The sequence below is a fragment of the Enterococcus durans genome (genome assembly GCF_002277935.1).
Lineage (GTDB): Bacteria > Bacillota > Bacilli > Lactobacillales > Enterococcaceae > Enterococcus_B > Enterococcus_B durans.
Window position 1 is genome coordinate 1,619,154 of record NZ_CP022930.1, and the last position, 24,268, is coordinate 1,643,421.

Annotated in this window: 25 protein-coding genes and 1 other annotated feature; of the genes, 21 read left to right on the forward strand and 4 right to left on the reverse strand. The window is 37.0% G+C overall.

Translation table 11 applies throughout. The annotated features are described in order from the left end of the window. Nucleotides 1-459: 459 nt before the first annotated feature. Both CJZ72_RS07690 and CJZ72_RS07695 read right to left on the reverse strand, forming a co-directional pair. Complete coding sequence (locus CJZ72_RS07690; RefSeq protein WP_081134548.1) at nt 460-1,500, reverse strand: YeiH family protein; 1,041 nt, start codon at nt 1,498-1,500, stop codon at nt 460-462. Between the two features lie 162 nt (nt 1,501-1,662). Next, entirely contained in the window at nt 1,663-2,625 is a 963-nt protein-coding gene (locus CJZ72_RS07695) for a TDT family transporter (RefSeq protein ID WP_081134547.1), read from the reverse strand. 478 nt (nt 2,626-3,103) lie between these two features. Here CJZ72_RS07695 and CJZ72_RS07700 point away from each other — a divergent pair, with 478 nt between their 5' ends. The 12 genes from CJZ72_RS07700 to sufB all read left to right on the forward strand — a co-directional run bounded on the left by CJZ72_RS07700 (nt 3,104) and on the right by sufB (nt 14,655). Next, the gene (locus CJZ72_RS07700; RefSeq protein WP_005879224.1) at nt 3,104-3,943 is read left to right on the forward strand and encodes a LysR family transcriptional regulator; all 840 of its coding nucleotides are present in this window, start codon (nt 3,104-3,106) and stop codon (nt 3,941-3,943) included. Nucleotides 3,944-4,111: 168 nt separating this feature from the next. Then, nucleotides 4,112-5,299, forward strand: a complete 1,188-nt coding sequence (locus CJZ72_RS07705; RefSeq protein WP_081134546.1) for an FtsW/RodA/SpoVE family cell cycle protein — start codon at nt 4,112-4,114, stop codon at nt 5,297-5,299. A 6-nt stretch (nt 5,300-5,305) separates the two neighbouring features. Next, nucleotides 5,306-5,662, forward strand: a complete 357-nt coding sequence (locus CJZ72_RS07710) for an arsenate reductase family protein (RefSeq protein ID WP_005879220.1) — start codon at nt 5,306-5,308, stop codon at nt 5,660-5,662. Nucleotide 5,663: 1 nt separating this feature from the next. Next, nucleotides 5,664-6,002: a glycine cleavage system protein H gene (locus CJZ72_RS07715; protein WP_005879218.1), complete on the forward strand. Its 339-nt coding sequence runs from the start codon at nt 5,664-5,666 to the stop codon at nt 6,000-6,002. 85 nt (nt 6,003-6,087) lie between these two features. Beyond that, nucleotides 6,088-6,353, forward strand: a binding site (T-box leader). A 65-nt stretch (nt 6,354-6,418) separates the two neighbouring features. Continuing rightward, nucleotides 6,419-7,453 carry a methionine ABC transporter ATP-binding protein gene (locus CJZ72_RS07720; RefSeq protein WP_016176964.1) on the forward strand — a complete coding sequence of 345 codons (1,035 nt, stop codon included), beginning with the start codon at nt 6,419-6,421 and terminating at the stop codon, nt 7,451-7,453. Beyond that, on the forward strand, nt 7,446-8,132 hold the full coding sequence (locus CJZ72_RS07725) for a methionine ABC transporter permease (protein ID WP_081134545.1): 687 nt from the start codon (nt 7,446-7,448) through the stop codon (nt 8,130-8,132). The genes CJZ72_RS07720 and CJZ72_RS07725 overlap by 8 nt, the downstream gene beginning before the upstream one ends. 23 nt (nt 8,133-8,155) lie before the next feature. Next, nucleotides 8,156-9,010 (forward strand): MetQ/NlpA family ABC transporter substrate-binding protein, encoded by an 855-nt coding sequence (locus CJZ72_RS07730; RefSeq protein ID WP_005879211.1) that lies wholly within the window; start codon nt 8,156-8,158, stop codon nt 9,008-9,010. Nucleotides 9,011-9,494: 484 nt separating this feature from the next. Then, on the forward strand, nt 9,495-10,268 hold the full coding sequence (sufC, locus tag CJZ72_RS07735) for a Fe-S cluster assembly ATPase SufC (protein WP_005879209.1): 774 nt from the start codon (nt 9,495-9,497) through the stop codon (nt 10,266-10,268). 12 nt (nt 10,269-10,280) lie between these two features. Next, nucleotides 10,281-11,570, forward strand: coding sequence for a Fe-S cluster assembly protein SufD (sufD, locus tag CJZ72_RS07740; RefSeq protein ID WP_081134544.1), 1,290 nt, complete (start codon nt 10,281-10,283; stop codon nt 11,568-11,570). Further along, a complete protein-coding gene (locus tag CJZ72_RS07745; RefSeq protein WP_081134543.1) occupies nt 11,567-12,802 on the forward strand; it encodes a cysteine desulfurase in 1,236 nt (411 codons plus the stop codon). Before sufD ends, CJZ72_RS07745 begins: the two co-directional genes overlap by 4 nt. After that, nucleotides 12,789-13,259 carry a Fe-S cluster assembly sulfur transfer protein SufU gene (gene sufU / locus CJZ72_RS07750; RefSeq protein ID WP_005879202.1) on the forward strand — a complete coding sequence of 157 codons (471 nt, stop codon included), beginning with the start codon at nt 12,789-12,791 and terminating at the stop codon, nt 13,257-13,259. The genes CJZ72_RS07745 and sufU overlap by 14 nt, the downstream gene beginning before the upstream one ends. Nucleotides 13,260-13,263: 4 nt before the next feature. Continuing rightward, nucleotides 13,264-14,655, forward strand: coding sequence for a Fe-S cluster assembly protein SufB (gene sufB / locus CJZ72_RS07755; RefSeq protein WP_081134542.1), 1,392 nt, complete (start codon nt 13,264-13,266; stop codon nt 14,653-14,655). A gap of 97 nt (nt 14,656-14,752) precedes the next feature. Here the strand turns inward: sufB and CJZ72_RS07760 are convergent, their stop codons facing one another. Both CJZ72_RS07760 and CJZ72_RS07765 read right to left on the reverse strand, forming a co-directional pair. Next, nucleotides 14,753-15,895 (reverse strand): tyrosine-type recombinase/integrase, encoded by a 1,143-nt coding sequence (locus CJZ72_RS07760; RefSeq protein ID WP_002287688.1) that lies wholly within the window; start codon nt 15,893-15,895, stop codon nt 14,753-14,755. 50 nt (nt 15,896-15,945) lie between these two features. After that, nucleotides 15,946-16,743, reverse strand: coding sequence for a helix-turn-helix domain-containing protein (locus CJZ72_RS07765; RefSeq protein ID WP_048945400.1), 798 nt, complete (start codon nt 16,741-16,743; stop codon nt 15,946-15,948). A gap of 200 nt (nt 16,744-16,943) precedes the next feature. Here CJZ72_RS07765 and CJZ72_RS07770 point away from each other — a divergent pair, with 200 nt between their 5' ends. From CJZ72_RS07770 to CJZ72_RS07810, 9 genes are all read left to right on the forward strand, one after another. Continuing rightward, entirely contained in the window at nt 16,944-17,246 is a 303-nt protein-coding gene (locus CJZ72_RS07770) for a helix-turn-helix domain-containing protein (RefSeq protein ID WP_048945402.1), read from the forward strand. A gap of 149 nt (nt 17,247-17,395) precedes the next feature. Further along, on the forward strand, nt 17,396-18,181 hold the full coding sequence (locus tag CJZ72_RS07775) for a helix-turn-helix domain-containing protein (RefSeq protein WP_095443736.1): 786 nt from the start codon (nt 17,396-17,398) through the stop codon (nt 18,179-18,181). Nucleotides 18,182-18,183: 2 nt separating this feature from the next. Beyond that, nucleotides 18,184-18,414, forward strand: a complete 231-nt coding sequence (locus CJZ72_RS07780) for a hypothetical protein (RefSeq protein WP_095443737.1) — start codon at nt 18,184-18,186, stop codon at nt 18,412-18,414. Further along, complete coding sequence (locus tag CJZ72_RS07785; RefSeq protein ID WP_095443738.1) at nt 18,389-21,013, forward strand: pLS20_p028 family conjugation system transmembrane protein; 2,625 nt, start codon at nt 18,389-18,391, stop codon at nt 21,011-21,013. The genes CJZ72_RS07780 and CJZ72_RS07785 overlap by 26 nt, the downstream gene beginning before the upstream one ends. Before the next feature lie 13 nt (nt 21,014-21,026). Further along, on the forward strand, nt 21,027-21,215 hold the full coding sequence (locus tag CJZ72_RS07790) for a hypothetical protein (RefSeq protein ID WP_002341651.1): 189 nt from the start codon (nt 21,027-21,029) through the stop codon (nt 21,213-21,215). An 11-nt stretch (nt 21,216-21,226) separates the two neighbouring features. Continuing rightward, nucleotides 21,227-21,838: a plasmid mobilization protein gene (locus tag CJZ72_RS07795; RefSeq protein WP_049059359.1), complete on the forward strand. Its 612-nt coding sequence runs from the start codon at nt 21,227-21,229 to the stop codon at nt 21,836-21,838. Then, on the forward strand, nt 21,823-23,214 hold the full coding sequence (locus tag CJZ72_RS07800) for a relaxase/mobilization nuclease domain-containing protein (protein ID WP_095443739.1): 1,392 nt from the start codon (nt 21,823-21,825) through the stop codon (nt 23,212-23,214). The genes CJZ72_RS07795 and CJZ72_RS07800 overlap by 16 nt, the downstream gene beginning before the upstream one ends. A 214-nt stretch (nt 23,215-23,428) precedes the next feature. Next, on the forward strand, nt 23,429-23,731 hold the full coding sequence (locus tag CJZ72_RS07805) for a hypothetical protein (RefSeq protein WP_002341648.1): 303 nt from the start codon (nt 23,429-23,431) through the stop codon (nt 23,729-23,731). Continuing rightward, complete coding sequence (locus CJZ72_RS07810; protein WP_048945433.1) at nt 23,724-24,218, forward strand: hypothetical protein; 495 nt, start codon at nt 23,724-23,726, stop codon at nt 24,216-24,218. The genes CJZ72_RS07805 and CJZ72_RS07810 overlap by 8 nt, the downstream gene beginning before the upstream one ends. Nucleotides 24,219-24,268 lie beyond the last annotated feature (50 nt).

Genomic DNA, 24,268 nt, shown 5'->3' on the forward strand with positions numbered 1-24,268 from the left:
GTTTTTAAAGAATGAAACAAAAGTGTTTTTTACTTTTGTCCCACGCTCAAATGAAGAACAGCATTCTTATTTTTACCTTAATAAAAGTAAAAGAACAACTATGGGAAAAATGATGGTGTAAATATTCTCTTTCTCTTTTACATACGAACAATAAATATAAAAATAATTTATTATTCCAAATAAACTGAATACAAGTAGAGTGATCCAAGTGATGATTCCGTGTGTTAGGATTGAGATGAGAATAGGACAAAAATCAGGTTTTTTCTGATTTTTGTCCTATTCTCGTCCCAATTATTCTAAGATTTTTATCAACATCATTTGACAATGAGCCAATTTTTTATATTGCTTTAATACTAGAAAAATGCAAGAGCAACTAATAAAGCTGTGTGGTGATGGTTATTTGTTCGATGATCTGTTCTCCAGTTTTTGAGCAAAATCCCTCTTTTCAGAACTTTCTCATCACAATTTCGTTAACCAGATGAAGAGCAATGCCATCGTTGTCTGCAATAAACCAACAGATAGACCATAGGATAGGAAACGAGGGCCTTCTTTCATGAATTTAGCAAAATCCAAACGTAAGCCGATGGCAGCTAAGGCAGTGATCTCAAACCAGTTACTAACAAAATGGGCGGTATGATCGATAAATGCTGGTAGAGTAAACAAGCTATTGATCAAACAAAAAATGACAAACCCTAAAACATACCAAGGTAAGGGCAACTTTCTTTTCGTTTGTTTGGTATGAGACACATCAGTAGTAGCAACTGTTTTTTTCTGCATAAATTTTTCAAATAGATAGACGACAACGACCAACATCATGATGCGTAGTATTTTAAAGAGCATCGCAAATTGGACGACTGAAGCATCAAGCAAGCTGGCACCTGCCACGACTTGACCAACGGATTGCAGTGTTCCGCCTAACAATGCGCTTTTTTCGATCAGATTGTCGCCGAAGAGATGCAAACCTAAAAAGGGTAAGGTCAACATCATAACGGTTCCTAGTAAGTTGACCAGGGTGATGATCTGGCCTTTTTCTTCTTCATCTGCGTGGATGACGGGTGCAATAGAAGCAATCGCTGAAGAACCACAAACGGCATTTCCCCCTGCCATCATCAAAGAAGAAGTGTCACTGAAGCGTAGTTTTTTTCCGATCCAATAAACGCCTACAATCGTTACGCTCATCTGTAACAAAACGAATAGGATTCCTTTGATGCCGATTTGAGCAATCGTCTGTGCTGTGACGGTGGCACCTAGCAAAAAGACGGAGCATTCCAGCAACTTGCTTTCAGCAAATTTTGTACCGGTAGCAAGGGAAGCTTGTTTGAAAAAAGTATTTCCTAATAGGATACCTAGCAAGATAGCAATGGTGGCAGCGCCTAGTTGAGGGACTAGCAGTGCCAATAATTTGCTGGCGATAGCCACCAAGAAGGCGAGTAATAACCCCGGCAAGATTTTCCGTATGTTCAATTGTTTGAAGCGATTAATGGGTGAGTGTACATTCATTTCATAAATTCCTTTCATGATCGTTACGCAAAAAAAAAAGAGAAGCGTAAATGATATCTTGATAATAGTAGCATTGTTCCGATTTTTTGACAAAATGTTGAAAACGCAAAAATTCTTCTGCCCTTTCCATTTTTTGAAAAAGACAGAAGTTGTGTAGATGTATTAAATTTTTTTAGGGAACAAGTGGCGATTTCCCCCATGTTCCTTTAATAGGAAGAGTAGGTAATGACCTAGCACATAAAGGACCATCACTGTAGCGATCCCACATTCGATCACTTTCAAAATGTTTAAAACACTTATGTTCATTCCCAATGAATCAAAGTAATGGACGGCTGTGAATAGAGCAGTTGCCGAGATTACCAATGGGAAAGTAAAGGCTGCGTAACTTGGGTAGAAATGTAATTTCAATAGGTGCGGTAACATTGAAAGAACGATAAAATACAAAATTTGAGACAGGATAAACAGTCCAAGAACTAAGTAAAGGTTTGGCTGTGCAAAGTTTTTCAAGTATCCTGTTAAACACAGTGATCCTGGTGCCGCAACGATCGTGATCAGTGGCAAGGTTGGCTGTGCCATATTTTTAACAAAAAAGACACGCTTGATAATGATCGGTAGTAAAAATGCGTAACAGGCAAGGGAAATCCAAAAGAAGATTTTACCGATAAGTGGGAAGAAATTTCCAGCTGTTACAGTAATTACACCAAAGCCCACATAAATGATGAACCAACTTGGGTAAATGGCTTCAATCGATATATCTGCTTTTACGACATGATGATACGTAAAGTAAAGGACCAACACGATTTGGAAGACCACTGCACTCAACCAAATCGCCTTCACGAGAGGCGCAATACTCGTAAATGAAACGAAGTAAGTACAGATGACCATCAATGACATAGTGAATGTTGGTGAAACAGAACCGATAATTGGGTCGTGTAACATTTGTCTTGTATGTTCAAATAGAATGAATAATTTAATAAACATCAAAACCATCAATACCATACTTATACCACCGACAAGATTACCTAATGAAACCAAATGATATTCTTTGAATAGATTTCCTAAAGAAGCTAAACCAAGAATTAGTCCGCAAATAGGAATTGGAATAATCTTCAAAAAATTCTTCATTTACATTCTCCTTCTATAAATTTTTTGTGTCAGAAACTGAATCAAGAAACTCAAGGTGTAGCGATAAGTAATTTGGAAAGGGTTGATAGTAATTCGAACAAATTTATACTGTTCAGTGGGAAATAAACAAATATGTTAAGAGTTTTTTACTTATCGCTACGAGCGTGGGACAAAAGTAAGAAACACTTTTGTCTCATTCGTTAAAAACGAATAGATGGTGGGAGTAGAAGTAACTCCTTCTTAAATAAGCTGAAATTCACAAAAATTTGAAAAGCAATTTTCATTAATTTCTTCTTGTTTCTCGGAGTTGAACACTTCTGTCCCAGCCTCCTTCCTTGAGCAACTATTGGAAAAAGAAATTATTCTCTTTCCAATTTCAAGCGATGTGCTTTACACTTACTATTATAGTCATATTCTGTTATATTTAAATCAAATAGTTATTATAGTAATTATAATAAAAAGTTATGGAAGTGAGCTTATGTTGAAATTATTGACAACTTTTCGTGTGGTTTACGAAACGAGAAACTTTTCACGTACTGCAGAACTATTGTTTTTATCCCAACCAGCTGTTTCCAACCAAGTGAAACAGTTAGAAAGAGAGCTAGGCGTCATTCTTTTTGAAAGGAATGGCAGAAAAGAAATGAGACCGACAAAACAAGCGGATCTTCTCTATGAACGAGCGTTGATCCTGTTGGAAGAATGGCAAGTAACACAACAGCAACTATTAGATGAACAAAATGAAGAAGAAGTATGCCGGATCGTTGCTTCGCATACATTTGCAGTATATTTGTTGCCGAAACTTTTGCGTTATCTGATCCCAAAATTCCCAAAAGTAAATTTTGTTGTAGCTTTTGCCAATTCCCATGACTCGTTGGATCAAATTGCGAAGCATGACGCTGATTTTGGTTTTATTGAAAAGCCCTTGGAAACGTCAGGAGTACAGCGGTTTTCTTTGATGGAAGATGAATTGGTGATTGCTGGTGATCCAGAAAGTAAACTTTGGCTAGTCAGAGAATCGACTTCTGGTGTTTTTCACTACACCCAACGCTATTTTGAAGAAAAAAATATTCATGGAAAGAAGATGCTCGTTAAAAGTAATGAGGTGATTGCTGCCTTACTAAAAGAAGGAGTCGGACGATCGATTTTATCGAAACGTGCGGTACCAGAAGGCGTGAAGTTTGAATCTTTGGAGTATAAACGGAAATTTTACCTCGTTCAACGAACCAATCTAGTTTCAGAAGTTCTCCAGTCGATTGCCAAAGAAATACTTGTTTACAATGAAATCTATCAAAGAAAAGAAAAAGACCATCGAGAATAAAGTCGCTTTTCTTTGGGATTTCTGCAAAGAAACAGCTTGAAAGTGAGACAGATATGCTTAAATGAGGGAGAGTTTAAAATTTCTCAAATGTCCTTGCTTTAACTTTCTTTTATTTAGGGAGACCGCTATAATAAAGAACAGTATGGTTTTTAAGAAAAGGGATGAAACATGGAAAAAAAAGTAAAAGCTTCTAACGATAACCGGATCGATTATGGCGTGATTTTACCGGTCTTTTTATTATGTTTGATTGGTTTACTGTCTTTATACGTTGCGCTTAGTCATGATCCCAACAATCCGTCAGTAATAAAGGGCGTAGGCATGCAACTTCTTTGGTACTTAGTCGGATCGGTTGCTATTATAGTGATTATGCATTTGAATTCAAAATGGATCTGGAAACTGACTCCCTATCTATACGGACTAGGATTAGTAGTCATGGCGCTCTTATTGAAATTTTATGATCGTAATTTAGAAGCGTCTACAGGTTCGAAAAACTGGTTTAGTTTTGGTTCCTTCACTTTTCAGCCCGCTGAATTGATGAAAATCGCGTATATATTGATGATGGCACTGATCGTCACGAAACATAACACGCAACTAAAAGAACGGACAGCAAAATCAGATTTTTGGCTGATAGGGAAAATGTTGATCGTGACACTCCCTGTTTTAGCACTGATCATGGCCCAAGATGATTTTGGGACGATGCTTGTCTTTTTAGCTATTTTTGGAGGAATATTCCTCATGTCAGGAATTTCTTGGCGAATCATTGTGCCTGTGATTGCTTTAGCTGTTCTTGTTGGCGCAGGAACGATTTTTTTAGTTACTACAGACGGCGGAAGAGAATTGCTCTATAAAGTGGGCTTTAAATCATATCAGTTTGCCCGCATCGATTCCTGGCTCGATCCGTTTCACGATACCTCGGGCATGAGCTATCAGCCTGCTCAAGGGTTATTAGCCATCGGAACTGGTGGTTTGTTTGGAAAAGGATTCAACGTAAGTAATATCTATGTGCCCGTGCGTGAGTCAGATATGATCTTTACAGTCATTGGTGAGAATTTTGGCTTTATTGGCGGCGCCTTTGTCATTTTCTTGTATTTTATCTTGATTTATCGTATGATACGGGTCTGCTTTGATACGAATAATGAATTTTATGCGTATATCGCAAGTGGCTTGATCATGATGCTCTTGTTCCATGTCTTCGAAAACATTGGTGCAAACATTGGCTTATTACCATTGACCGGGATTCCTCTTCCTTTTATCAGCCAAGGGGGATCATCCATTTTAGGAAATATGATCGGTATCGGTTTGATCTTATCAATGAGATACCAAAATGAGGCACCTGCAAAAACTTCTAGGAGGTAACAACAGTTGTATCGTTTTTATTGGTACCCTAAATGTTCAACTTGCAAAAAAGCAAAAGCTTGGTTAGATGCACATCACATTGACTATCAAGTCGTTGATATGATTGCAGATACACCATCAGCAGAAACTATCGAAGAATGGCTCACCCATAATGAAATACCGATGCGCCGTTTGTTCAACACAAGCGGAATGAAGTATCGGGAGTTAGGGCTGAAAGACCAAATCGCTGATTTTTCAGTAAAAAAAGCTAGTGCTGTTCTTTCTACTGATGGAATGCTCATCAAACGTCCGTTGATCGTCAAAGACAAACAACTCGTCGCAATTGGCTTTAATGAAAAAACATACGAAGGAGTATTGATATAAAATGGCTGGGAAACACTTGAAGAAAAAGAATAATCTTTGGATATTGTTCAATGGCAAAGAATATTGTGTTGGCTTAACGAATGAAGCGCAAGAAGAACTTGGGGATATCACTTTTGCGAATTTACCAAAAGAAGGACAAACATTTAAAAGCGGTGAACCGTTGATCGAAGTGGAAGCAGAAAAAGCAGTCAATGAATTTGCTAGTCCATTGTCAGGAACCATTTCTTCTGTGAATGAAAAAATCAATGAAGACATCAACATCTTGAATGATGAAGATGAAATGAATGCATGGATCTTGAGTTTCAAAGAGGTCGATCCAAAAGAATTTGAAGAAATATAAAACAAGAACTTTCAGAAAATAGTAAAAAGCTTTGGGTAAAATATTGACACGTAATTTTACAACTGCTATAATCAGAACAATCATAGATAAAGCTTTGAAAAGAAGAGTACATGTCATAGACGTTTGAAGAGAGCCCTGTCTGCTGAAAATGGGTAACGAACATGAGATGGAAGATGGTCTTAGAGCAGAGTAAGTGAGCCATGGCAAACTTACTACGGGAGTGCCCGTTAAAGCACAGCGGTATGCGGAACTGTTTTTGAAGAATTCTATCCAAGTACTGTTTAAGGTTGTTATTGTGAAATAGCAGCGAATCAAGGTGGTAACACGGAAGTTTAAGCTTTCGTCCTTTTGCTCAAAGCAAGGGGACGAAGGCTTTTTTGTTTCTAAGTAAAAAATAAAAGGAAGATGTGAGCGATATGTCATTGATCCAATTAACGAATGTCAAAAAAACATTCGGCGGAAAAAATGGAACGATCCAAGCAGTAGATGATGTTTCATTAAACGTTGAAAAAGGTGATATTTATGGAATCGTCGGTTATTCCGGAGCAGGTAAAAGTACGTTAGTTCGACTACTGAATGGATTAGAACTACCCACTAGCGGAGAAGTCATCGTCAACGGTCAAGAAATCACTAAATTGAAAAATAAAGACTTAAGAAGTTTTCGTAAAAAAATCGGGATGATTTTCCAACATTTCAACTTGTTATGGTCACGAACAGTGTTAGAAAATATTCAGCTTCCTTTAGAATTGGCTGGAGTCCCTAAAGCAAAGCGCAAAGCACGTGCGGAAGAATTACTCGGTCTGGTTGGTTTAGAAGGACGAGGAAACGCATATCCTTCTCAATTATCTGGTGGCCAAAAACAACGTGTCGGGATTGCCAGAGCGTTAGCCAATGACCCAGAAATCCTGCTTTGTGATGAAGCAACTAGTGCATTGGACCCACAGACGACAGAAGAAGTACTAGATCTCTTGTTAGCAATCAATAAAAAATTGAATTTGACGATCGTCTTAATCACACATGAAATGAACGTCATTCGTAAAATCTGTAATAAAGTAGCAGTCATGGAACGTGGGAAAGTCGTTGAAGAAGGCGATGTCTTGACGGTCTTTAGAAATCCAAGACAAGAAGTCACAAAACGGTTTGTACAACAAGATATCGAACCTGAGGCAGATTCGAGTGAATTGTTAGCGACATTGATCAAAGAAAACCCTAAAGGACGCTTAGTCACTTTGACATTTAATGAAAAGAATGCCAATGAACCAGTGATTTCACAGGCAATCCGTAAATACAATGTGGATATCAATGTGGTCTACGGAAAAATCAAACAAGCAAAAGAAGGCTCTTTTGGTTCTTTGACCACTCTGATGACAGGAGAGGAAAAAGAATTGGATCAAGCAGAATTATTTATTAAAGAACAAGGTGTTGGGGTGGAGGTGATCCACCGTGGATAAAAGTTTTGCAGAAACGTACCTAGATTTTAGTAAAATCAATCCAGAAACAATGCAACAGGCGATCATCGATACTCTCTACATGACTTTGATCTCCATGGTATTAGTCACGATTATCGGGCTGATCTTAGGCTTGATCTTGTACTCTATCGGGCGGAAAAATAAGCCATATGCACGAATCATTTATGGGATTGTTTCGATCATCAGTAATATTTTCCGTTCAACGCCGTTCATGATCTTGATGGTCTTGATCATTCCATTTACAAAAGCGATCGTGGGAACGATGTTGGGTGCTGAAGCAGCAATCCCAGCGCTGGTTCTATCAGCAGCTCCTTTTTACGCACGATTAGTTGAAATTGCTTTTCGTGAAGTCAGCCCAGGTGTAGTGGAAGCAGCTGATGCAATGGGTGCCAGTTATTGGGAAATCATCTGGAAAGTCTTGATTCCTGAAAGTGTACCTGCACTGATTTCTGGATTAACAGTTACAACGATTTCGATGATTGGGTTTACTGCCATGGCGGGTGCAATCGGTGCTGGTGGACTAGGTGGCCTTGCTTGGCAAGAAGGCTACCAACGTGGTAATCTGACCGTGACATTTGTTGCGACTTTAATTATATTAGTCATTGTTTTTATTGTTCAAGGAATCGGTGATTTCTTAACGAAGAAAACAGATAAAAGATAGTAAGATATAGGGGGATATAGGATATGAAAAAGAAAATTTTTGGATTTGCAGCAGCATTATTGCTGACTGTGGGATTAGCTGCTTGTGGCAACAGTGGCGACACGAAAGACTCAGCATCAAGTAGTAAAAAAGATGATACAACTTTGAAAATCGGTGCTTCACCAACACCTCACGCAGAGATTTTGGAACATGTCAAACCATTGTTAAAAGATGAAGGAATCAAACTGGACATCGTCAAATTCGACGATTATGTCTTACCGAACCAATCATTGGAAGAAGGAGATATCGATGCTAACTACTTCCAACATATTCCTTACTTAAACAAAGAAATCAAAGACAAAGGATATGATTTTGTCAATGCTGGTGCTGTCCACATCGAACCAATGGGCTTGTACTCAAAGAAAATCAAAGATATCTCTGAATTAAAAGATGGTGCAACAGTGATCACTTCAAATTCAGAATCTGACTGGGGAAGAATCATCACGATCCTCAAAGACGCTGGCTTAGTGAAAGTCAAAGACGGTGTTGATTTGGAAACAGCGACATTCGATGATATTTCTGAAAATCCTAAAAACTTGAAATTCAATCACACGATTGATCCATCATTATTGGCTTCAACGTATCAAAATGATGAAGGCGATCTAGTGGCAATCAATGCAAACTTTGCTTATGGTGCCGGTTTGAATCCTCTAAAAGATGCAGTGTTGCTTGAAAAAGACAATTCACCTTATGTGAATATCATCGCTACACGTAAAGGCGACGAAAATAGCGACAAAATCAAGAAATTGATCGAAGTCCTACACCGTGAAGATGTGCAAAAATGGATCGAAGACAAATGGGGCGGTTCTGTTAAACCTGTAGATGCAGACGCAAAATAAAAACGTTGAAAAATGATGAGGTCGAGAAAAAAACGAACAATACGCTTTTCGTATTGCTCGTTTTTTTTTTTGAAATTTCCGAAAAAACTGACTTTTAGACGCCATTTATTTGAGAGAGGCTGGGACAGAAGTGTTTAACTCCGAGAAATAAGAAGAAATGAACGAAAATTGCTTTTCAAATTTTTGTGAATTTCGACTTATTTCCGAAGGAGTTGCTTTTTGCTCCCGCCGTTTATTCGAGAGTCTGTAGCAAACCTAATTTTTAGTTTTATCCCACACTCATCCAAAGAGTGAGATAAAAGAGAGTTTTAACTTTTATCTTGCTCTTTTTTTCGTTTTACTTTATATATATTATTATTTAGAAATCATAATTTAATGATAATGCGTGAAAAAACATTTGATTTTAAGCACTTATAACGTTGCGATTCATTCTCAATTAGTCTAAAATGAGTGAGAACGAAACAGAATTTGGAGGTAATTTGGCATGTCTGTCTTAGAAATAAAAAATTTACATGTGTCGATTGAGGAAAAAGAAATCCTTAAAGGCGTCAATTTAACAATGAAAACAGGAGAAATCCACGCAATCATGGGACCTAACGGAACTGGGAAGTCTACGTTATCTGCTGCAATCATGGGTAACCCAAACTACGAGGTAACAGAAGGCGAAATCTTGTTTGATGGGAAAAATGTATTAGACTTGGAAGTCGATGAACGTGCACGACTAGGTCTGTTTTTAGCCATGCAATACCCAAGTGAGATACCAGGAATCACCAATGCCGAATTCATGCGAGCAGCAATCAATGCCAAACGTGAAGAAGACAACAAGATGTCTGTGATGACATTTTTGAAAAAATTAGATGAAAAAATGGCTCTTTTGAATATGCCAGAAGAAATGGCTGAACGTTATCTAAATGAAGGCTTTTCTGGTGGGGAAAAGAAACGAAATGAAATCCTACAACTATTGATGCTCGAACCAACTTTTGCCATCCTAGATGAAATCGATTCTGGACTAGATATCGATGCATTGAAAGTCGTTGCAAAAGGTGTCAATGAAATGCGTAACAATGAGTTTGGTGCATTGATCATCACCCATTATCAACGCTTATTGAACTACATCACACCAGATGTGGTGCATATCATGATGGAAGGCCGAGTAGTGATGACTGGTAATGCGGATCTTGCGAAACGTCTCGAAGCCGAAGGATATGCGGGAATCAGTAGAGAATTAGGAATCGACTACAAAGAAGAAGAAGCGTAAGGAGGAGCAGACATGAAAGAGAAGAAATGGCTCGAACAACTTAACGCTGTCACAAATTTTTCTTTAAGCAAAGGCGAACCTGAATGGATGACGACATTTCGCCAAGAGGCCTTAGCTAAAGCCGATGAACTACCACTTCCCCATATCGATCGTGTAAAATTCCATCGTTGGCCACTATTCGATATCGAAGACATGGCAGATCAATACAGTGAAGCAGGCAACGTCGCTGCATTTGATGAGATGAAAGATAATCCAGTGCTCGTCCAACAAGGTACATGGACAACATTTGAACAATTATCAACTGAATTAGCTGAAAAAGGCGTCATTTTTACCGATCTGTTCACTGCACTGCAAGAACATCCTGACTTGGTCAAAGAATACTACATGCAAAAAGCTGTAAAGATGGATGAAGACCAATTGACCGCTTTGCACGCGGCCTTCATGAATACCGGATTGTTTTTATATGTCCCTAAAAATGTGGTGATCGATGAACCAATCGAAGCACTATTTTTCCAAGCTGGCGACATTGCACAACATTACTTTAAGCATGTGCTGATCGTAGCCGATGAGCATAGTGAATTTTCTTACTTGGAACGATTCCAAACCACAGGGGAAGAATTGAAAAAAGTATCAGGAAATATCGTTGTTGAAGTCATCGCTAAAGCTGGTGCAAAAGTGAAATATTCAGCAGTCGATCAATTAGGTGAATCCATCACTTCTTATATGAATCGCCGAGGATACATCATGCGCGATGCCACAGTCGATTGGGCAATCGGTGTCATGAACGATGGCAATGTGATCGCAGATTTTGACTCTGATCTAGTAGGAGAAGGGGCACACTCAGAAGTGAAGATCGTGGCAATCAGTTCCGGAAAACAAACACAAGGGATCGATACACGGGTAACCAATAAAGCACCTCATACGATTGGCCATATCTTGCAACACGGCGTGATCAGAGAAAGAGGAGCCTTAACATTCAATGGGATCGGTCATATCTTAAAAGGTGCAAAAGGTGCAGATGCACAACAAGAAAGCCGAGTATTGATGCTTTCAGATAAAGCACGAGGAGATGCCAATCCGATCTTGTTGATCGATGAAAATGAAGTAACTGCAGGACATGCCGCAAGTGTCGGGCGCGTCGATCCAGAAGAAATGTACTATCTAATGAGTCGCGGACTACACAAAGAAGAAGCCGAACGTTTAGTCATTCGTGGTTTCTTAGGTTCAGTGTTAACAGCTATTCCAGTAGAAGCTGTGCGAAAAGAATTAGTGGAAGTTATCGAAGGGAAGTTGAAAGCATGATTTCAGCAGACAAGATCCGACAAGACTTTCCCATTCTTTTTCAAGAAGTCAATGATGAACCCCTTGTTTATTTAGACAATGCGGCAACCACCCAAAAACCAAAAGCTGTTTTAGACGCGTTGACCGATTATTATGAACATGAGAATGCCAATGTCCATCGTGGAGTGCATACTTTAGCCGAGCGTGCCACGCATTCATATGAAGCCGCAAGAGAAAAAGTGCGAAGCTTTATCAACGCCTCTGAAACTGCGGAAGTGCTATTTACTCGTGGAACAACGACAAGCCTAAATTGGGTCGCACGAAGTTTTGGTGAACAGTTTATCCATGAAGGTGATGAGATCTTGATTTCTTATATGGAACATCACTCAAATGTTATTCCTTGGCAGCAATTAGCAAAAAAAACGGGCGCAAGCTTAAAATATATCGAGTTGACGGAAGAAGGCTTTTTAGATATGGAAAAAGCCAGAGAACTGATCAACAGCAACACAAAGATCGTATCGATTGCTCATGTCTCAAATGTCCTTGGTGTCATCAATCCAGTTGAAGAACTGGCACAAATGATCCACGAACAAGGCGGCATCCTAGTAGTCGATGGCGCGCAATCTACACCACACATGGCAATTGACGTACAACAAATCGATTGTGACTTCTTTGCTTTCAGCGGACACAAGATGTGTGGGCCAACAGGTATCGGTGTATTGTATGGCAAAAGAAAATGGCTGGAACAAATGGAACCCGTTGAATTTGGCGGAGAAATGATCGACTTTGTCGAGTTGTATGACAGCACTTGGAAAGAACTCCCATGGAAATTTGAAGCAGGGACACCTAATATCGCAGGAGCAATTGCTCTAGGCCATGCAATCGATTATTTAGAAGCAATAGGCATGGAGAACATCCATCACTATGAAGAAGAGTTAGTCGCTTATGTGTTGCCAAAATTACAACAAATCGAAGGGCTAACGATCTATGGTCCACAAGATCCAGCAAAACGTACAGGTGTGATTGCCTTCAATCTTGACGGTCTCCATCCGCATGATGTGGCAACAGCCCTTGACATGGAAGGAGTAGCGGTCAGAGCAGGTCACCATTGTGCGCAACCGTTACTGAAATATCTACAAGTCGCGGCCACTGCACGAGCAAGCTTTTACTTTTACAATACAAAACAAGATGCGGATCGTTTAGTCGATGCAATTCTCGCAACAAAGGAGTTTTTCCAACATGGCACTATCTAAACTAGACAATCTTTACCGCCAAGTCATCCTTGATCATTCCTCCCACCCGCATCATCGAGGAACATTGAGCGCATCAACTAGCAAGATCGAATTGAACAATCCCACTTGTGGCGATGTCATCGAATTGCAGATCGAAGTTGATAAAGGAATCATCAAGAATATCGCATTTGATGGCAGCGGCTGTTCGATCAGCACAGCCAGTGCATCTATGATGACAGATGCAGTCATCGGGAAGTCAGTCGAAGAAGCCGAAAAGTTAGCCGTTGATTTTTTACAACTTGTCCAAGGTAAAGAAGTAGCAGACCTAGATAAGTTAGGAGATGCAGCAATGCTAAGCGGTGTCGCTAAATTTCCTGCCAGAATCAAATGTGCCACTTTAGGCTGGAAAGCTTTAGGAAAAGCAATGGAAGAAGACGGTACTGCAACCTTCCATCATTACCATAAGGAAGAGGAGTGAGAACATGGGCGTACCAGAATTAGAAGAATACAAATTTGGTTTTCACGATGATGTAGAACCAGTTTTTAGTACAGGAGAAGGACTAACAGAAGAAGTTGTTCGCGAAATGTCTAAAATCAAAGGCGAACCAGAATGGATGCTTGAATTTCGCTTGAAATCACTAGAAACATTCAACAAAATGCCAATGCAAAGTTGGGGACCCGATTTATCAGACATTGATTTCAATGGCATCAAATACTATCAAAAACCAAGTGACAAGCCAGCACGTGACTGGGAAGATGTTCCAGATAAAATCAAAGAAACCTTTGAAAAAATCGGTATACCAGAAGCCGAACGTGCATACTTAGCCGGTGCTTCTGCCCAATACGAATCAGAAGTCGTCTACCATAACATGAAAGATGAATTTGAAAAGTTAGGGATCATTTTTACAGATACAGATTCTGCCTTAAAAGAATATCCAGAACTCTTCAAAGAATATTTTTCAAAACTTGTTCCACCAACAGACAACAAATTAGCTGCTCTCAATTCAGCCGTTTGGTCTGGCGGTACATTCATCTATGTACCAAAAGGCGTGAAAGTCGATGTCCCATTGCAAACCTACTTCAGGATCAATGCAGAAAACACAGGACAATTCGAACGTACACTGATCATCGTAGACGAAGGCGCCAGCATCCACTATGTCGAAGGCTGTACTGCGCCAACCTATTCCAGCAATAGTCTACATGCCGCAATCGTCGAAATCTTTACCAGAAAAGATGCGTATTGCCGCTACACAACGATCCAAAACTGGTCTAGCAATGTCTACAATCTAGTCACTAAACGCGCAAAAGCTTATGAAGGTGCCACAGTCGAATGGATCGACGGCAACTTAGGCGCAAAAACAACAATGAAATACCCAAGCGTTTACTTAGACGGGAAAGGCGCACGCGGCACGATGCTTTCAATCGCATTCGCCGGAGCGAACCAAGTCCAAGACACAGGAGCAAAAATGATCCACAATGCACCCAACACTTCAAGCTCGATCGTCTCAAAATCAATCTCAAAAGACGGCGGCGAAGTAAACTACCGTGGACAAGTAACTTTTGCAAAAAACAGCCCAGGTTCTATTTCCCACATCGAATGTGATACGATCATCATGGATGAGTTATCCAAGTCCGATACGATCCCATTCAACGAGATCCACAACAGTCAAGTCTCTCTAGAGCACGAGGCCAAAGTCTCAAAAATCTCAGAAGAACAACTCTATTATCTAATGAGCCGCGGCTTGACCGAAGCCGAAGCCACTGAAATGATCGTCATGGGCTTCGTCGAACCATTCACCAAAGAACTACCAATGGAATACGCAGTCGAACTCAACCGATTGATCAGTTATGAGATGGAAGGGTCTGTTGGATAATAACTATTTCATTGCTCGAAACGTTGATATTAAAGCGTTTCGAGCGTTTTTTTATTTGCATTTTAATAGTTGGCTACGTTTTTGGCTACGTTTGGAATTATTCGCCCATAAATTTTGCAAATCGGTCACCTGTTTTCTTAACAGATTGTGGTGTGACATGAGCATAGATATTCATGGTAGTTTTAATATCTTTATGACCTAATCGTTCCTGTACTTCTTTTATCGACGCACCACTTTCAAACAATAAGCTACAGTGGGTATGCCTAAATCCATGTGGAGTAATTTGAGGCTCCATAGGTGTCTTTTTGTAAATCCAGTCTAACCAATCGTTTACTACTTGGGGGTAGTACAACTTGTTTGTGTTTGTAGTGAAAAGAAACTGTTTTGGTGAATTTGTGTTATAGCCATATAAGATCATTATTTTCATTTGTTCTTGTTGCCAAATACGCAGTTGTTTAAGTGTAAAATCATCAAGCTGAATCGTTCTTGATGAATTTTTAGTTTTAGGTACTTGTAGAACTACTTGATTAAACTCGTCTTGAGCGATAGTTTTACCAATTGTTATTGTTTTATTGAAATAGTCTATATCTTCCCATTGAAGCGCCAATGCTTCGCTTTTACGCATTCCTGTATAAGCTAATAAACGGAAAAAAGTGTACAGTTTAACTGAATTATTTTCTTTAGTATTCTGTAAAAACAGTTGTAATTGATCTTTCGTGTAAAACTTCAAGGGTTGTTCTTCTTCAATTTTTCTTGGAAGCAATGTTTTAGACATAGGATTATCCTTACAGACTTCCATTGCTACTCCAAATTTAAATATTTGAGCAGTTGTTTTTCTCAAGAAACCATATTGTTTTAATGTTTTGTGCCATTCATTCACCTGTTTTTGACAATAACTAACACTTATTTTATCCAATCGTAATTCCCCAAAAGCAGGTAATATATGGTTCTTGCAAAAACGTTGAGCAACGGCAACAGAAGACGGTTTTACTCTTGTTCTGTAGTTATCAATCCATAATTCATACAACTCTTGAAAAGTTGTAACATTTATTTTAAACTCTTGTTTTTCTTTAAAGTCTACAAGTAGTCTATTAAGTGCTGTTTGCGCCTCAGCTTTTGACTTGAATCTTCTACGCTTTGTACGTATATCTTTTCCAGTCTTGGGATCTTTTCCTAAATAAGTTTCAAATCCCCAATATTTTTCGCCATTTTGTAATTTATAACTAAAAAATGTGGCCATTTGATTCTCTCCTTACTTCATGATTGCAGGTAGAGAAGTTATTTGAAGAATCAATTGCTTTTAAATTTATCGTGATTATTAGTTAGAAATTTTGCGATTATACTATTTTTCTCATATGGGAAATTGTATTTTTTGCTAAGATCAGAAATAAATTTTTCTGTTTCAAATTGGTTTTTAGTAATTTTATAAAAGAAATCCTCGACAGATGAATACTTTGAAATATCTTTATAGGCTAAGTCCATTTCGTCTAATAGCTGTTTTAAAGAATCAATCATTCTTTCTTTTTCACCGTATTTGAAATCACCATTTCTTATCTTGTCTTGAAGTTTACTGTTGGCTCTTTTGAAAAATAGCTCTTTAGAGATAGAGTGTCTTTGGTTAGCGTACTCTTCAATCAGAGGATTGATATTATTAGCAAGTATCTCATTTAGATAAATTTCAAAATCTTTTGAGTAATATTTTGTAAATATATTTTTTATTATAGGATTCAATAACTCATAGTCTTTATCTAGCGAAAACGTATCACTATATCTTTCTTGAATGTCTTTAAAGACTTTGTGAGGTATTTCTGGAAAGTCCTTAATATATAGCTCATACCCTATATCGATAAGGTATGAAGTTATATATTCTTCTAAAGTTCCCCATTTAATCCAGTCAATTGTTGAATTAGTGATAGTTGATAATAATTTCAGCTTTTGTGGATTTGGTAAATTGGTCCCACGTTCCCAGTTGGATATGGTCGCACGTGGTGAATTATCTATTTTCCTTCCAAGTTCTTCCATAGTAAAACCACATGAAAGGCGTAATTGTTTGATTCGTTTTCCTGCTTCTGAAGGATTTGGCTTCATCTTTTTTCTCCTTTTTATTTTTAAAGATAGTATATCATATTTATAAAATAAAAGTATTTAAAAGTATTTACTTTTTATCTGGAGTATGATACTTTATTCTTATAAATACAAATAAATACATTTTTTATGCAATTTGTATTTATTTGTACTTATAAAGGTAGAGGAGTTATAGAATAATTAATTAAAAAGGAGAGGTTTTTGTGGAAGCAATAAAATTAATGATTTCAGAAGAACAGGAGGAAATGTTTCTAAAGCAGTTTTATCAAATTGCTACAAAAGCTATTGAAAAGGCTCAAGAAAATGCGGGTATGACAAGGGAATATCTCAATCAAAAAGAAATGGCAGAATACTTAAATGTGAGCGAAAACTTTTTAAAAAATGCGGTGAGAAATGAGGGATTACCTGTTGTTGAATTAGGTGCAAGAAAGTTTTATTCAAAAAAAGCAGTAAATGAGTTTATGTTTGCTCGAATGAAAAGAGGGGGAATTTTTGAAAGGAGATGAAATAACAAATTTAGTCTTGAGAAGAATTGAAATATATATAAAAGAGTGCTCCTTACAGTTAGCTGACCGGCAGAGCACTCAGTAATAAAGTTCTGAGAAAACTTTATTTGACTACATTTTAACATACTTTAAAGATAGGGAGAAAGTATATGAGTGATGAACAAAAGATTCAAAGAAATTACTATGCTATCATCCCCGCTAATGTTAGATATGACCGAGACTTAATTCCAGCTTCAAAGCTTTTGTATGGTGAAATCACTGCTTTATGCAATGAAAAAGGATTTTGCTGGGCGAAAACACAGTATTTTCAAGATCTGTACGGCGTTAGTAGGGTATCTATTCAAAAATGGCTTAAATCTTTAGAAGCAAATGGCTACATTTCGAGAGAAGTTATATATAAAGAAAATTCGAAGGAGGTAGATAAAAGAATTATAAGAATTGTTAACACCTCTGGCAAAGAAAAGTTGGCTACCCCGCTAACAAAAGTTAACACCTCTGACAAAGAAAAGTTAACAGAGAATAATACATCTAATATTAATGAAGAAGAGGATATTAATATAAAAGAAATTTACACTAAGATTAGTGTTCTTTATGAAAAAAATAATGAAAATGGTCGAAAATTATTGCAAGTCTATCAATATTTGAAAAACGCTAATGTAGATGTAAAAGATATCAGAAAAATTATTGAATTTTTATATGAAAATACCCAGTATCTTAACGCTCAATGCATTATAACACAACATAAAGCATGCGTTTTTCAAGCAAAAACAGATCAAGGACTATTCGATTACACAAAGTTTTTTCTAAAGGGACTTCAAATTAGATATAAAAATCAGCTTCTAGAAAATATAGAAACTACAGATCAATTCAACAAAGCCTTCGGAATTAAAGAGTTACCTAAAATCCCTATGCATAATTGGCTGAAGGGGGAATAATCATGATTAAAAATCGTCTAATAGATCAAATTTGGTGTCTTGATCAAAACACTGATACTCTCGAACTAATCGAGAGTATCTGCTTCAACACAGTAGTTCTCGATTTAAGATCTGAAAATGACAAATGTGTAACTCATATCATAATTGACAGAAAAACAGCTCTGAAGCTCTCTGAGAGCCTAAAAAAGTGGGCTGAGGGAGGTAACAATGAAAATAATAAAAAAGATTGCTAATAGAAAAATAAATTGGTTGTCTATTAGTTTTCTTATTCTCATAGCTATGATTATTTTTACGAGTAACGTTGCAGAAGGCAGTATTTTCAACTGGTTTGATGATACTGAGAGTCAAACTGAGTTTTTAACTAATCCACTTTATCAGAATTATCTTAAAAAATATAACGGAAATTTTTACAGCCAGTTCAGTATGTGGATAGGCTGGTCTGTTATAAAATCAATGTTCGCTGTTGTCGATGGCATTCAAAATATGATTCCCGAGGTTTTAGATTTGTTTAGCTTTGTAGAAAGTACCGGATTGAACAAAGTCTATCAGTCAGTTTTAAATACAGTTGTTGTTGGATTAATCGTACTTTCACTAGTGATTATTGGTTATAAAATGATTACAGGTAAGGGAACGGTTGATCTAAAATCTGTTGGAATGAATGTTGTAATCTCAATTTCATTGATTCTTTTAATGCCAACGTTGATTCACAGCGGAATAGAGTTTACTAAAACCTTTTATAATGACTCAGCTACGATTACAGATTCGGATGAAGGCGTGGCGTGGTCGTTGATTGAACAAGGGGTCACTGATTTAGCTTATATCAATAAAACAGATCAGTATTCAATGATTAACAAAACGAATGATCGGAACAATTTAACAAAAGAAAATTTCTGGAAAACGGATCTTACGCAAGTATTGACAGATAATGTAATTGATAAAATGGAAAAAGAGAACCCAACAGCTGATAATCTGCGTTATGAATTAGTTGAAAATTCTGATAATGAATTTGTTGCTACTAAATTTTCAGATAATTTTTTGTCAACCTTTGTTGATGGTATCAAATCAGGATATTATCGCTATCAAGCGAACTTGTGGGGAATTTCATTTGGGTTGATTGCTTTAGCAGTAGCGTATATTTTTAGTGCTTTCATTATAACTACAGCAATACTCGAGTTAGCATTTAAACGCGTACTTGGAGTTTTGGTATTTGCTACTGACTTAGAGACAGGTCAACGATCAAAACAAGTTTTGTCAGATATTTTACAGTGTTATTTGACAGTCGGATTTCAAGGGTTCGGATTGTCTATGTTTGCAATGTTTGTTAATTATCTAAACGCTGGTGAAGGTATCTCAACAAATATTTTTATTAAAACAATTGCTTATATCTGTGCTGTATTTGTGCTGATAAAGGGTAGTGGAACAGTCATGCGTTACTTTGGCGTGGATATTGGTTTAAAAGAAGGCTATGGCCAGCTTGCTTCAGCATTTGGCATGGGAGCTATGCTGTTTCGTAAAGGAACAGGTGGTATGAACCGATCTAAAGGTGGAAAAAATAGTGGTGGAAACGATCAAGCGGAAGGGGAAGAACGAAAACCTGAACGCAACTTTGGTCAATCACTTTCTCAAAAAGCTAATAAAACGGGGAAAACGCTTGGGTATGCTCGTGAACGTGGATTATCAGGCTTAGCTTCGGATGGAGCTACAATGGCTAGTGAAAGAGCAACAAAACCATTTAAGAGTATGCGTGATATGGCTAATGATACCAAGAATAAATTCAAAGAAGGTTTAGATGATGGTACCGTGTCCGCTATTAATAAAAATAGCAAACCTATAGTAGCTAAAAATAAAGAAGCTGAAACTGGAAAATATACGGATAGTATGCCAACACGTTTATCGAACCGTCAAGATGGTGCGAAAACGCCTGAAACAGATAGAGTTATTGCAAGCTCTGAACGTATGAAACAAAATTATGCAAATATGCAACAAGCACAATCTCAAATGCAACAAGATTTAAAACAACGAATTATTAAAGCAAGTGAGAATGAAACAAATAAAGCAAGAGAAGAATTTGTTCAGCAAAAGCGTCAGGAAGCGAAGTACACACCTGAAGCAATGAATCGTGAGGAAATGTTAAGGAAACGTGCAGAAGGGCGTACAGGCGCTAATATGGACGAAAAAGAAGCGTTGACCAAAGAAAGAATCCAAAAAGCTAAAAATTCAAATACCGGATTAGAAAAATCGGTCAAAGAAAATCTACAAAATTTTACAAGTAGTCAAGCTAGGCGCTCAGTAGATGTTCGAGAAAACTTGCAGAATACTACAAGTAGTCAAAGTGGAAACCGAACAGTAAATGTACGAGAAAATGTACAAAGTAGTGGGACAAGTCAACCGAGAACAGTAGATGTTCGAGAAAACTTGCAAAATACTACAAGTAGTCAAAGTGGAAATCGAACAGTAGATGTACGAGAAAATGTACAAAGTAGTGGGACAAGTCAACCGAGAACGGTAGATGTTCGAGAAAACTTGCAAAATACTACAAGTAGTCAAAGTGGAAATCGAACAGTAGATGTACGAGAAAATGTACAAAGTAGTGCGCCAAATCAACCAAAAACGGTAGAAGTACGTGAAACAAGAGCTGAAGCAAGTCAGGGAGATAAGACGCAAAAAATAAATATTGTCGAGGAACGAAAAGAAAGACCTAACGAAAAAGTGATTGTAGAACAAGAAGTGAAGGAGAAGAAACGTCAACGATTTACTTATGAAAATAATCCACTGTTTCAGGATATTTCTGATAAACCAAATCCGCTGTTTGATAGTCTATTTAAAAAATAAAGAGGTGATTTTCATGCAATTAATTCTACAGATTAGTACACATGATTTCTTAGAACTTGACGAATTATGTGAATCAGTAAAGAAAGCAACAAATGAAAAAATCACGGTCACAAATTATATTGAACTGATGATTCAAGAAGAATTAAAGATGAAAAATGAAATAGAGAGCAATTTCAAATGTTGCTCTCTAGAAAAAATGTGAGGGGATAATCAATGGATGATAAACAAAAAATGTACGAAAAAAATCGCAAACATAGTGAGGCCTTAAATTTTCGTGTCGATAAAAAGACTTATCTTGAACTGACATTGATTGCAAAACAAAGAGGAATTTCTAGAGCAGATGTTTGTCGTGAGCGGTTAAAGGGACTCAAATATGAACCGCCTTTATTGGCTGAAGATGATAGGGTAGCTCTAATCAAACAGTTAAATCAAATTGGTAACAATTTGAATCAAGCGGTAAAAGTATTAAATATCATTGCTAAATATTTTAGAGAACAATCTGAAAATAAGAAAGAAAAGAGCCTGCATTTTAGTTTTGACGTTAGCCGTTACAACATTTTTAAAGATGAACTTGCGAATAGCATAGCAAAAAAATTGATGATTAGTTATCCAGATGACATTTTTTTGGAGTCCAATCGGAGTACATCTTCTTTTCTCAAACTGTCAGAAGTAGAAAAAGATTATTTTCAATATTGGTTAGAAAAGCAAACTAGACCCGATACGAAAGAAGAGTATTCCCAAAAAGTTGACCGGAACTTAATTCACTCGATTCAAATTATTGCAAGTTTAAAAGATGAGGTGAAACAACTTTGGGAGCTACTATAACATCGAAAGGACGCAAGAAAAATTTATCCTCGCTATTACAATATGCAGCTAATCCTTCAAAAAAAGAAAAATGCGTTGCAGTCTCAGGAATAAATTGTAGTGATAATAGTGAGGAAGCATTGCAAGAAATGAACTTAGTAAGAACCAGGATGAATAAATCTGAAGATATAGCACAAGCATTTCATGTTATCCATTCGTTTGATAAGAATATTTCTAAAGAGTTAAGTATTGAGAAAATGCACGAAATAGCTGTCGAATTTGCAGAAAAAGCTTTTCCAAATTCGCAAATTATTGTTGCAAGTCACAATGATAAAGATCATTTTCATAGTCATCTTGTTGTTAATAATATTGATATGGAGACCTGTAAGAGGTTGCGTATTGACCCTAAAGATTTAGAACGAATGCGAAAAATTAACGATGAGGTGCTTGTTGAAAATGGACTCGAACCTGTAGACAATGAGTACTATGAAAATTTAGAAAAGAGAACGAATCTCTATTCAAACGATCCAAGTAAACTGAAAAATGGAAAAATTAATTATCAAGAGTTTGTACAAAATGCGATTGAAGCTACGTTGGAGAATTGTGAAGTAAATTCATTTGTGCGTTTTTCGGATCATTTAGCAAAAGAATACAACATCGAAGTTTATCAATTTTCAAAAACAAATAACAAACTTGGCTATGTTCTTTACAAACAAGATGTAAATTTCTATGAGCGTAGAGATGAGCTAATTGCTTTAGGAAGAGAAAAACAATCTAGAAAAGAAAAAAGTCAGTATGTCGAACGTACTTTTAGTGCAAGAAAGTTAGGGAAAAAATATTCATTTGAATCTGTTTTTGAACGACTTGAAAAGAATTTAGAAGAAACACATATAAATAATTTTGTTGATCTAGATACGGAACAAATTATAGCGTTAGCTAGTGGGGTTGATTATAAAACTGGGGAGTTAAATGTACCGTTTGTGGAATTAGATTCCATTGCACAAAAGCAGTTTAGTGATCATGAGGGTGCTAAAAAAATCATTAAATATGATGATTTCTTGCGAGAAGTAGACAAGCATTATGCAAACACAATATCTTTAGAAGATGATCAAGAATACACGATTAAACTTCATACTGATGTGAATCCTAGAACTTTACGTAGTACTAAAAGTAAAACAATTTTGGTTAAAAAGACAGATCAGAAAGAATTATTTCTACCGGCTGAGGGCTTTAAAAATTGTTCTCATACACCTTCTGCTAAACAGATTCACTATCAAATCAGTCGCATAATGAATGACGATGTGAAAATGTATCGTGCTAAAAAGGATTACGAGTTCACACAACAAATGATTGAAAATCAGCAAAGGAGACAACGAGATTTTGAGATGGATTTCTAAAGGAATTAGCCAGTAGACTTTCCAGTTTCCCATCGATACGGAGGGAGTTGGAAAGAGGCGGTTTTGAGGGCATACGCCAGCTACCCATCTACTTTCCAGTCAATCCGCCCTTGCTTACGCAGGGCTACTTTCTGGCAAGTTAGATGGGGAAAACCTCTGAGGGAGCAAGCTCCCTACAGACTCCCTAAATAAAAAAGAAAAGGAGTAAAAACGCATGTCTGATCCATATATTAAAGTGTATTGTTCAAAGGAAACAAAAGAATTGTTTGACAGCTTTTATGAGAAGAATAAAGGAACTCTTGGAACGAAAGCAAATATGTTCCGTGTGATGGTTTCAAATTTACCAATGTTGGCTAGTCAATCAAATAAAAAAGTTAGTGATCCTGAAAGCATTAAACTTGAACAAACAATTTCAGAACTAGAATCAAGTATAATGAAAAAGTTGGATGGTATTGATCAAAAGTTATCGTGTTCTCTAAAAAATAAATACAAAAATGAGGAGGGGAAAGATGTTTAAAGTGTATTTCCCGTTTCAGTGGCTCGTTAAAGGGATTCTTTTATTGCTACTAGGATTGATTCTTTTTGGAAGCTATCTAACAATTAAAGCCAGATATTTTCCAGAAGAAAAGCCGATAAAAATTGTAACAAAAGATTTAAAAATAGGTGAAACTTATCAGGCAGATGGGGTTGAGTTAATTTTTAAAAAGGTTGAATTGACCGAAAAAAGAAATGAATTTGCACAGCATGATCGTGTATTACAAGTGACCTATACAATGAAAAATGATACAGAAAATCCGATACGTCCGCAACAATGGTCGATTGAAAATAAGAATGGTGAAGAACTTTATGAGTATGCTATGATATTGGATAATCCAGAGTATATTGAAAGTGGTAAATCAGAAACAGTAAATTACTATTATGAATTACCGATTGAAAGGCAGGAATACCAAATCGTAGTACGTAGAGCGAATGGTTATTTTGTTGGATTACCCTTTAATTTGTAAGTCTTATTTTGTTAGTGGTTTTTAAGTTAATGTCATTTTTGTGATTATTG

What these genes read in the sequence shown, in the direction of transcription:
- CJZ72_RS07690 (WP_081134548.1), bottom strand. Translation starts at nt 1,500, where the DNA reads ATGAATGTACACTCACCCATTAATCGCTTCAAACAATTGAACATACGG.
- CJZ72_RS07695 (WP_081134547.1), bottom strand. Translation starts at nt 2,625, where the DNA reads ATGAAGAATTTTTTGAAGATTATTCCAATTCCTATTTGCGGACTAATT.
- CJZ72_RS07700 (WP_005879224.1), top strand. Translation starts at nt 3,104, where the DNA reads ATGTTGAAATTATTGACAACTTTTCGTGTGGTTTACGAAACGAGAAAC.
- CJZ72_RS07705 (WP_081134546.1), top strand. Translation starts at nt 4,112, where the DNA reads ATGGAAAAAAAAGTAAAAGCTTCTAACGATAACCGGATCGATTATGGC.
- CJZ72_RS07715 (WP_005879218.1), top strand. Translation starts at nt 5,664, where the DNA reads ATGGCTGGGAAACACTTGAAGAAAAAGAATAATCTTTGGATATTGTTC.
- CJZ72_RS07720 (WP_016176964.1), top strand. Translation starts at nt 6,419, where the DNA reads ATGTCATTGATCCAATTAACGAATGTCAAAAAAACATTCGGCGGAAAA.
- CJZ72_RS07730 (WP_005879211.1), top strand. Translation starts at nt 8,156, where the DNA reads ATGAAAAAGAAAATTTTTGGATTTGCAGCAGCATTATTGCTGACTGTG.
- sufC (WP_005879209.1), top strand. Translation starts at nt 9,495, where the DNA reads ATGTCTGTCTTAGAAATAAAAAATTTACATGTGTCGATTGAGGAAAAA.
- sufD (WP_081134544.1), top strand. Translation starts at nt 10,281, where the DNA reads ATGAAAGAGAAGAAATGGCTCGAACAACTTAACGCTGTCACAAATTTT.
- CJZ72_RS07745 (WP_081134543.1), top strand. Translation starts at nt 11,567, where the DNA reads ATGATTTCAGCAGACAAGATCCGACAAGACTTTCCCATTCTTTTTCAA.
- sufU (WP_005879202.1), top strand. Translation starts at nt 12,789, where the DNA reads ATGGCACTATCTAAACTAGACAATCTTTACCGCCAAGTCATCCTTGAT.
- sufB (WP_081134542.1), top strand. Translation starts at nt 13,264, where the DNA reads ATGGGCGTACCAGAATTAGAAGAATACAAATTTGGTTTTCACGATGAT.
- CJZ72_RS07760 (WP_002287688.1), bottom strand. Translation starts at nt 15,895, where the DNA reads ATGGCCACATTTTTTAGTTATAAATTACAAAATGGCGAAAAATATTGG.
- CJZ72_RS07765 (WP_048945400.1), bottom strand. Translation starts at nt 16,743, where the DNA reads ATGAAGCCAAATCCTTCAGAAGCAGGAAAACGAATCAAACAATTACGC.
- CJZ72_RS07775 (WP_095443736.1), top strand. Translation starts at nt 17,396, where the DNA reads ATGAGTGATGAACAAAAGATTCAAAGAAATTACTATGCTATCATCCCC.
- CJZ72_RS07780 (WP_095443737.1), top strand. Translation starts at nt 18,184, where the DNA reads ATGATTAAAAATCGTCTAATAGATCAAATTTGGTGTCTTGATCAAAAC.
- CJZ72_RS07785 (WP_095443738.1), top strand. Translation starts at nt 18,389, where the DNA reads ATGAAAATAATAAAAAAGATTGCTAATAGAAAAATAAATTGGTTGTCT.
- CJZ72_RS07790 (WP_002341651.1), top strand. Translation starts at nt 21,027, where the DNA reads ATGCAATTAATTCTACAGATTAGTACACATGATTTCTTAGAACTTGAC.
- CJZ72_RS07795 (WP_049059359.1), top strand. Translation starts at nt 21,227, where the DNA reads ATGGATGATAAACAAAAAATGTACGAAAAAAATCGCAAACATAGTGAG.
- CJZ72_RS07805 (WP_002341648.1), top strand. Translation starts at nt 23,429, where the DNA reads ATGTCTGATCCATATATTAAAGTGTATTGTTCAAAGGAAACAAAAGAA.
- CJZ72_RS07810 (WP_048945433.1), top strand. Translation starts at nt 23,724, where the DNA reads ATGTTTAAAGTGTATTTCCCGTTTCAGTGGCTCGTTAAAGGGATTCTT.